The organism is Crocosphaera sp. Alani8, assembly GCF_038442745.1.
In the GTDB taxonomy this organism is placed as follows: domain Bacteria; phylum Cyanobacteriota; class Cyanobacteriia; order Cyanobacteriales; family Microcystaceae; genus Crocosphaera.
Genome location: NZ_JARVCN010000153.1, coordinates 1 through 8,008 on the forward strand (window position 1 = coordinate 1; position 8,008 = coordinate 8,008).

Below are 8,008 nucleotides of genomic sequence, written 5' to 3' on the forward strand. Positions count from 1 at the left end.
CCTGATTGCATAAGGCTTTCATGCTTGTTCTTAATTCTCTCATGAATAATGCAGGGTAAAGCTCCTTTCCCAGAAGCATTGAGAGTGAGATCTCAACGTTGGATTGAGCGAGAGCCACCGGAATCATGGCTGGTGACTGGGGTTTTAGAGTCTCTTCGATACTATTTGGGGGAAGCGGGTTACTATTGGCTAGCCGCTTGTGCCGTATTTCCAGAACTTCATTGGAATCTCACGGTTTACTTGGGCAATATGCTTAAAACAGAGGATGGCAAATCACTTTTCCAAGCTTGCCGACTCACGGATTTAGCCCGTTTACCTTGGTTTCGATACAATTATATGCCTGATTGGCTACGCTCTTATTTGCTTTATGAGTTACCTCGCCAAAAAACCGATGAAATTCGTCAACTTCTCACCAGTTTTTTGGCAGCAAAACCGGATGAGCAGGGAAAGGTGGGAAGTCTGCAATTAGAAATTGCTGGTTCTACCGAACCTGTTATGTAAATTATAAAAATAAAAACGTACTTTTGAAAGTATAAATATAAGAGAATAATAAGCAGAAGCTTGATAAGGATTGCTTTTAGAGAGATTTAATGGTTAAATAGATGTTAGAAAAAGAATGCTATTTCAAATCAAGTTACACTAATGCCATCAAATTCTCAACTAAACTTAATGACAAATATTCTTCAATTAGAAGGATTTACCGTTATAGATTATCAGTTAATAGAGGGAATGGGAATAGTTTTGTCATTAGAGAAAGTGGATAAAAAAGCAACTTGTATATACTGCGGTTCTGTCACTAGAAAGCTACATCAAAATAATGAACTAACCGTCAGAGATTTACCTTGGGGAGAGGAAGATGTGTACCTCAAAATAAATCGTCGTCAAATGAGATGTGAAAAATGTCAAAAAAAATTCACAGAAGAATTAGAAGATATTAAGAAAAAAAGAACTTATACAGAAAGATTAAAGAAGAAAATTGTCGCAGAAGTTTTAAATGGGGATATTAAAAACGTAGCAGAAAGAAATGGAGTGAGTGAACAGGAGATAGAAACGATGCTCAAAGATATAGGTCAAGAATTAGAGAAGAAGAAACCACAGAAATTAAGGCGATTAGGAATTGATGAGATTGCTGTAGTTAAAGGACAAGGAAATTATTATGTAGTTTTAGTAGATTTGGATAAAGGAGTGATTATAGGACTGATAGAAAAACGAACAGAAGAGGAAGTCTCAAAACATCTAGAAGCTTGGGGAGAAGAGGTTTTAGCCCAGATAGTTGAAGTTAGTATAGACTTTTGGAAACCTTATAAAAAAGTGGCTCTTAAATTAATGCCACAAGCTGAAATAGTAGCAGATAGCTTCCATGTAATGAAGCAAGTTACCGATGAGTTGGATGGTCAAAGAAAAAAATCAAAAAGGGAAGCGATCGCTTTAAAAGATTCTCCAGAAAAAGAACAATTACTTTCAGGATTAAATAAGAGTAAATATGCCTTACTTAAAAATAAAGAGGATTTAAACGAGCAACAAAAAGAGAAATTAGAAGAAGTTTATAAAACTGTCCCCATTCTCTCAAAGATGCACCTTCTAAAAGAGAAATTTAGAAGAGTGTTTGATGAAAACTCTGATTGGAGTTCAGGATTACTTGAACTAGCTGAATGGTGTGCAGAAGCTTATGAAGTTTATCCAAAAAGTTGTGGAACAATTAGACGTTGGATAGGAGAAATTATTGCTTACTTTGATGAAAGAACGACTAGCGGTATTGTCGAAGGAATTAATAATAAATTAAAGTTGATTAAAAGAAGGGGTTATGGTTTTAGAAATTTTGATAATTTTAAACTTAGAAGTTTCCTAACTTGGCATTTTACTGCTTAAATTTACATACTAAGTTCGGTAGAACCAAATTGCTAAGCAACACAGCAATGTTATTTCTAAATTATCCCAACCGTTACTGCGCCTAATCTCTAAAAAATCATCTAATAATAGTCCTCTTCGAGATTATATTTTTCAGGAGTTTATGGACGGGCGCAAGGGTATTGCTGTAAGAGTACCAAAAGAACTACGGAAATATCTCCATCGGAAAAAAGTAGGGTGGAATATTTGGATTCAGTGGGTACTAGCAACGACTTTGGGCGGTGCTGTGGGCTATGCTGTGGGCTTCTTTTTGACCATTGCTGTGTACGATGCTGTGTACGATGCTGTGGGCACTGCTGTGGCCAATTCTGTCGCTTTCCTTCTGTTAGGTGCTGTGGCCGGAGTAGGTTTAGGCCTAACTCAGTGGTTGGTACTCAGAAAACGGCTTTCTCAAACTCACTGGTGGATACTAGCAACCACTGTGGGCGCTGCTGTGGGCGTGTCTGTGTTCTTTGCTGTGGGCAGTGCTGTGGTCAGTGCTGTCGACTTCCTTCTGTTCGGTACTGTGGTAGGAGGAGCTTTAGGCCTAACTCAGTGGTTGGTACTCAGAAAACGGCTTTCTCAAACTCCTTGGTGGATACTGGCAACGAGTTTGGGCGGTGCTGTAGGCGGTGCTGTGGGCTTCGCTGTGGACGATATTGTTGCCCTTGCTGTGAGCTTCGCTGTAGCAGGGACTATATCCGGAGCGATTACGGGAGCTGCTTTGGTTTGGCTTTTACGACAGAATGCAAGAGGTATATAGCCTTTATCGTGACCAGTATTGAAAATGTAGAAGGCAGGAGGCAGGGGGCAGGAGGCAGAAGGGTTTTCAGCTTTTAGGCTGTTAATTTTAAAAGAGGGTATCTAAAGCGGATTTGGTATAATAACTCCCAAAATGCTGTGTAATTACCTATTCACCCAACTGGGTGAACCAATCAAGCGATGTAGGATGAAATTTGTTTACGCTAACTTAAAAATAAGTTAATTACATTGGTGTGAACAAAAAAATTATGACTATTGCCAACACAACTTTACAAGAACGTATCGACGAAGCTATTAAAGAAGCACGCAAACTTTCTGCTGAAGGTAAAACGACACAAGCAGCCGAAGCATGGGACGAAGTGGAAGAGCTTTTTGCTGAGGTTTCTCACAAGAAACAACAGACAAACTTTCAGCAGTATTGTCAAGAACATCCCGAGGCGGACGAGTGCAGAATTTATGACGTATAACTGTTAACAGTTATTGCTGATCATTAACTGTTAATTCATAGCTAAAAAAATGCCTTAATCATTGATAGTTTTCGGGACAAACACCCCTAAACTTTGGGGAATCACCCGAAAAGTAGCAGGAGTTGTAGTCACAATTTCCCCATCGCTATTGATATCTTGGCCCTTGCGAGTGTAAATTTCAATGTACTCCCCTTCCAAGGTTCTCACCCAAGGTAAATCCCCGTGTTGTCCTTGGGGAAGTCGCCAGAGAAGGGGAAATAATTGCCACCAAGATTGCAACTCTAGGCTGTACAAATCTAGCCTTTGATCGTCAATAGTAGCATCTTCTGCCACTGCCATTCCCCCTCCATAAAACCGCCCATTTCCCACAGCAATTTGAATGGTTTTTACCTTAATTTTTTCCCCATTTATGACAATTTTGGCCCGAAAAGCACGGGTTTGACTAATCACTTGTAAAGCAGTGAAAGCGTAAGCTAAAATACCCCAACGACGTTTGGCCCCTCTAGATAATTTTTCGGTGATACTGACACTCAATCCCAAACTGGCCACATTAAAAAAGTATTTACCATTAACCCAACCAAGATCGATATATTTTAGGTGTCCCTCCGCAATTACTTGACACGCTTGAGGAATATTAACAGGAATTTTCAGGGTACGGGCGAGATCGTTTGCAGTTCCCAAGGGTAAAATCCCTAGAGGGAGATTCATATCCATTAAACTATCAACAACCCCGTTTAGGGTTCCGTCCCCTCCTCCCACAATAACTAAATCTACCTTTCGTCCGTGTTTCTTGACGAGTTTGGGCAAATGTTGGGAAGACTTTATGGGAACAATGATCAACTCAAAACCCAAATCGTTGAGAATATCTACCGCTTGGGCAAAACTGCGTTGTCCTTTGCGAGAATGGCGGTTTATTAAAAGTAGGGCCCGTTTTGTCATGGTAATGCTGGTTTATGACCCGTTATTATTGCTTAGCTTAGCGTGTTGACTGCATTTTGTGCCAATATTTCTTGATTTAATTTACCACTGCGATACCCTTGTAAATCAAGGGTGACGTATATGAAGCCCAATTTTTGCAATTTAACCACTAATTCTCCTAAGTCTGTGGTAGCGACAAATTCTTTAATCTTTTCAGGAGGTAATTCGATTCTAGCGGTGTCTCCCTGCGATCGAACCCGTAGGTTATGATAACCTAAGTTACGTAGATAAATTTCAGCCCGTCCCACCCGTTGCAATTTTTCAATGGTAATCTCTTCACCGTAAGGAAAACGGGAACTGAGACAGGGTTGTGCCGGTTTATCCCACCAAGGTAATCCTAATGCTTGGGAAAGTTGACGGACTTCTAATTTCGTTATTCCTACTTCTGCGAGAGGGGATCTTGCTCCTCTTTCTTTGGCCGCTTGAATACCGGGCCGATAGTCTCGTAAGTCGTCGGCGTTAACCCCATCTACAGCGTAGGGATAACCCCGTTTTAAGGCTAATGGTTTGAGAGTGTCATGGAGTTCACTTTTACAAAAATAACACCTATTAACGGGGTTTGAGGTGTAGTTAGGGTTATCCATTTCGTGAGTATCAATTAACTCGTGGGAAATACCGATGGTGGCAGCTTGGATTTTTGCATCTTCTAATTCTTCGGGGAGTAAGGAAGGGGAAACCGCCGTTACTGCTAAGCTGCGATCGCCCAATACATCATAAGCAACTTTAGCAACTAATGTACTATCAATTCCTCCGGAATAGGCGATTAATGCCTTTTCCATTCCCTTAAATATTGTTTGTAATTGGGTTAATTTATCGGTTAACATTTTATCTTAGAACAATGTTTTAATTCTCTCTCATTTTAGCAAATCAGGGTCATGGTATTGAATTGATGAAAATAATTTAGCCCAGGAATTAAAGATATTAGCAGTAAGTATTTTAAAAGTAAGCTGACCTAATCTTAATGCAGACTAAGATGTGACGAATCATCAGTTATCTTTGTTTCTGAAAGGGCAATTTTAGGGTAAAACAACTGCCTTTACCATATTCTGATGTTAAGGTAATATTTCCTTGATGGAGTTGGGCAAGTTTCCGCGATAAAGCTAAACCTAAACCTGTACCTTTGTGTTTGCGACTGAGACTACTATAAATTTGCTGGAAGGGTTGAAATAGTTTCTGTTGATCTTCTTCTTTAATACCAATTCCTGTGTCTATGACAGAAAAACTTAGGTAGGTTTCTATTTTTTGAACTTCTAAAATTACTGACCCTTTTTCAGTAAACTTAATGGCGTTGGATAGTAAGTTAATGAGAATTTGTTTGATTTTTCGTTGATCAACTGTACAAAAGTCAACCTGTTCGCTTAATTGTAAAATTAGTTCTATGTTTTGCTCATCTGCCTTGGGTTGAACTATGGATATTGTTGCTAAGCAAATGTCTTCAACTGCAACAGTTTCTAAAAATAGTTCTTCTTTATTAGCTTCGATTTTTGATAGATCCAAGAAATCATTAACTAATGCCAATAAATGATCTCCTGATACCCTAATTCCATTGACATACTGTTTTTGTTTTTCATTTAAAGGACCGTAAATTTCTTGTTTCAACATCTTGGACAGCCCTAATATTCCAGCAAGGGGAGTTCTTAATTCGTGACTGACATGGGAAAAATAATCACTTTTGTTGTCACTAGAATATTTCATTTTTTTATTTTCTAATTCTATTTCGTTTATTTTTTCTTGTAGCTGAATTTCCCGAATAGCTATGGCAATTTGATTAGTAATAATTTCTAAATTATCTGTTTCTTCCTCGTTAAAAATTCTCTCTGATTGTCTTGTCTCTAATATCAAATAACCAAAAAATTTTTTACTCAGACAGATAGGAAACCTCAAAACACAACATTGAGACTGACTTTGATATTTTATCTCTTGGTAGTAAGAAACATTTCCATATTCCTTCTCCAAAGTATCATTTTGACAGAATTGATAAATTTTGTTTTCCTGACTACATTTAACTGAAGGAAACCATTGTTGATCAATAAAGTTTTTTAGCCAATTTTGAGAATTGATTCCCCAAGTCTGATAAATTAGGCAACTGGATGATTCTATTTTTAATAAAACTACGTTATCAACTTGGTACGCTTCCCCTATTAACCCTAAAATCTCAGTGATTTTCTCTTGAGGATAAATATCAGAGTTTAAAGTACAATAAATTTGCCTGATTAAGTTTTTTGACCAATTTTGGTAGTATAGATTTTGGTGCATTTTTATCTCTTGCTGAAAATCTGTGAATATTGATCTGTCAAAGTATTCATCAGGTTACTGTCTCATTAAAGGAGTCGGACATATTAGAAGTTAACGGCCACATCACAGTATGAATTTTTGTCAAGGATCTGAAGTTTTTGTAATAGTTCTTAATATAAAACCTTAGACTAATCAATGATTATCTAGTTATTACAAACTACTCTATCTAATTATACAGGCAAAGTTACTTATGGAGAATTATTTTACTAGAAATGGGATGTTCTCATCCCATTTTTGCGGATTTAATTGGTATCGCCAGTAAAAACTTAAGGATGTTTCAAAATCTCTTCTTAAAATTGTCGGCGAGAAAAAATGAAGCTAGAAATTGTGAGCAATAAAACAATATAAATTATGCCATAGATGCCGTTGGTTAATAAGTCTGAACCACTGGGAACAATCCCATAAACGGCGGTATTTTTGAGGTTAAATCTTTCTAGGTTAGGAACAACTAAATAGATGCTTTCTGTTAAGGCAGTTATCTGAGGATTTTTGCTCAATTGTGCCAGTTCCAGTAAATCTCCACTGAGATGTCCGATGATGTAGATACCAAAGCTTAAAAGGGTTGCTAAAATTGAACTTGTAAACGCCCCAAAGGTGATTGCAACAGCTGTTAAAACTGCTAATTCTAATAACAAATAGACTTGGGAAATGAGTAAACTAAAAGGAGAAAAGGTGATATTTGCCCAACTCAATGCTCCCAAATAAAGCACTGTCATAATTCCAATAACAACCCCTAAAACACCACATAAACCCAGGTGTTTACCCACAATTAGTTCTGCACGGCTAATAGGTTTAGGAATTAAGATCAAAACTGTTCTTTTTTCAATCTCTTTGTTAATTAAAGCTGTACCAACAAAAATAGCGACAATTGCCCCTAAAAAAGAACTTAATCCTAAACCCACATCAAGAAAAATTTTACCATCTGCCCCCACGGAAATTTCAGGAAGTAAACGTAAAGATAGGGCTAAAACAACGGCAAAAAATCCAATAACGTAGAGAATACGGTCGCGAATAACCTCTCTAAATCCATTACTAGCAATGATCCAGATCCTAATTAAATTCATGGTTGTCAAAGTATCCTTACTTACTACTATTTACTTTTTTATTATTCCCCAGTATCGACTTACTGTTATCATGATCTTATGGGAAATTTGCACTTCGTTAGAAATTATCGTCATGAAAAGATACAAAATCAAGCCTTGGATAATTTTACCTATCTTAAGTCTAATTACAGCTATTTGTTTAGTGGGTTGGCAAAGTTAAGAGCAAGTCAAGGTAAGCATTCAGCGTTAAGTAGCAGTATGGGAATTGCTATCTATTATTCACTAGAGAGATGAAAATATGGAATTAATCGACCAAAAACCTTTCTTAGAGAAAATAATCATTTATCCCATTAAATCTTTAGATGGTTTATCTATTTCTAAAACAGCTTTGCTTAAGAGTGGTGCTTTAAAATATGATAGACAATGGGCAATTTTTACTGAAGACCAAAAATTAACTAATGGCAAAAGTAATCAAAGAATTTATCAACTCAGAGCAACTTATGATGATGGGTTAAATCAAGTCTGGTTCTAACGGTTTCAGTTGAAGCGTGGTTGTGGTACAATTTACTTCAAAGA

At 37.3% G+C, this 8,008-nt stretch carries 9 protein-coding genes; 5 read left to right on the top strand and 4 right to left on the bottom strand.

Features of this window, described 5'->3' with window-relative positions; genetic code table 11:
* The first annotated feature begins 84 nt into the window (after nucleotides 1-84).
* From P9B04_RS10440 to P9B04_RS10455, 4 genes are all read left to right on the top strand, one after another.
* Entirely contained in the window at nucleotides 85-501 is a 417-nt protein-coding gene (locus P9B04_RS10440) for a hypothetical protein (RefSeq protein WP_342054929.1), read from the top strand.
* Between the two features lie 141 nt (nucleotides 502-642).
* A complete protein-coding gene (locus P9B04_RS10445; protein ID WP_446717988.1) occupies nucleotides 643-1,869 on the top strand; it encodes an ISL3 family transposase in 1,227 nt (408 codons plus the stop codon).
* Nucleotides 1,870-2,011: 142 nt separating this feature from the next.
* Nucleotides 2,012-2,650 carry a hypothetical protein gene (locus P9B04_RS10450; RefSeq protein ID WP_342054931.1) on the top strand — a complete coding sequence of 213 codons (639 nt, stop codon included), beginning with the start codon at nucleotides 2,012-2,014 and terminating at the stop codon, nucleotides 2,648-2,650.
* A gap of 247 nt (nucleotides 2,651-2,897) precedes the next feature.
* Nucleotides 2,898-3,116 (top strand): Calvin cycle protein CP12, encoded by a 219-nt coding sequence (locus P9B04_RS10455; protein WP_342054932.1) that lies wholly within the window; start codon nucleotides 2,898-2,900, stop codon nucleotides 3,114-3,116.
* Between the two features lie 54 nt (nucleotides 3,117-3,170).
* On the opposite strand, the gene P9B04_RS10460 is transcribed toward P9B04_RS10455, so the two are convergent.
* The 4 genes from P9B04_RS10460 to P9B04_RS10475 form a co-directional block, all read right to left on the bottom strand.
* Nucleotides 3,171-4,055, bottom strand: coding sequence for a lipid kinase (locus P9B04_RS10460; protein WP_342054933.1), 885 nt, complete (start codon nucleotides 4,053-4,055; stop codon nucleotides 3,171-3,173).
* 32 nt (nucleotides 4,056-4,087) lie between these two features.
* Nucleotides 4,088-4,918, bottom strand: coding sequence for an ATP-dependent sacrificial sulfur transferase LarE (gene larE, locus P9B04_RS10465; RefSeq protein WP_342054934.1), 831 nt, complete (start codon nucleotides 4,916-4,918; stop codon nucleotides 4,088-4,090).
* Nucleotides 4,919-5,084: 166 nt separating this feature from the next.
* Nucleotides 5,085-6,350, bottom strand: a complete 1,266-nt coding sequence (locus tag P9B04_RS10470) for a sensor histidine kinase (RefSeq protein WP_342054935.1) — start codon at nucleotides 6,348-6,350, stop codon at nucleotides 5,085-5,087.
* A gap of 329 nt (nucleotides 6,351-6,679) precedes the next feature.
* A complete protein-coding gene (locus tag P9B04_RS10475; protein WP_342054936.1) occupies nucleotides 6,680-7,453 on the bottom strand; it encodes an ABC transporter permease in 774 nt (257 codons plus the stop codon).
* 277 nt (nucleotides 7,454-7,730) lie between these two features.
* On the opposite strand from P9B04_RS10475, the gene P9B04_RS10480 reads away from it, so the two are divergent.
* The gene (locus P9B04_RS10480; protein ID WP_342054937.1) at nucleotides 7,731-7,964 is read left to right on the top strand and encodes an MOSC N-terminal beta barrel domain-containing protein; all 234 of its coding nucleotides are present in this window, start codon (nucleotides 7,731-7,733) and stop codon (nucleotides 7,962-7,964) included.
* Nucleotides 7,965-8,008 lie beyond the last annotated feature (44 nt).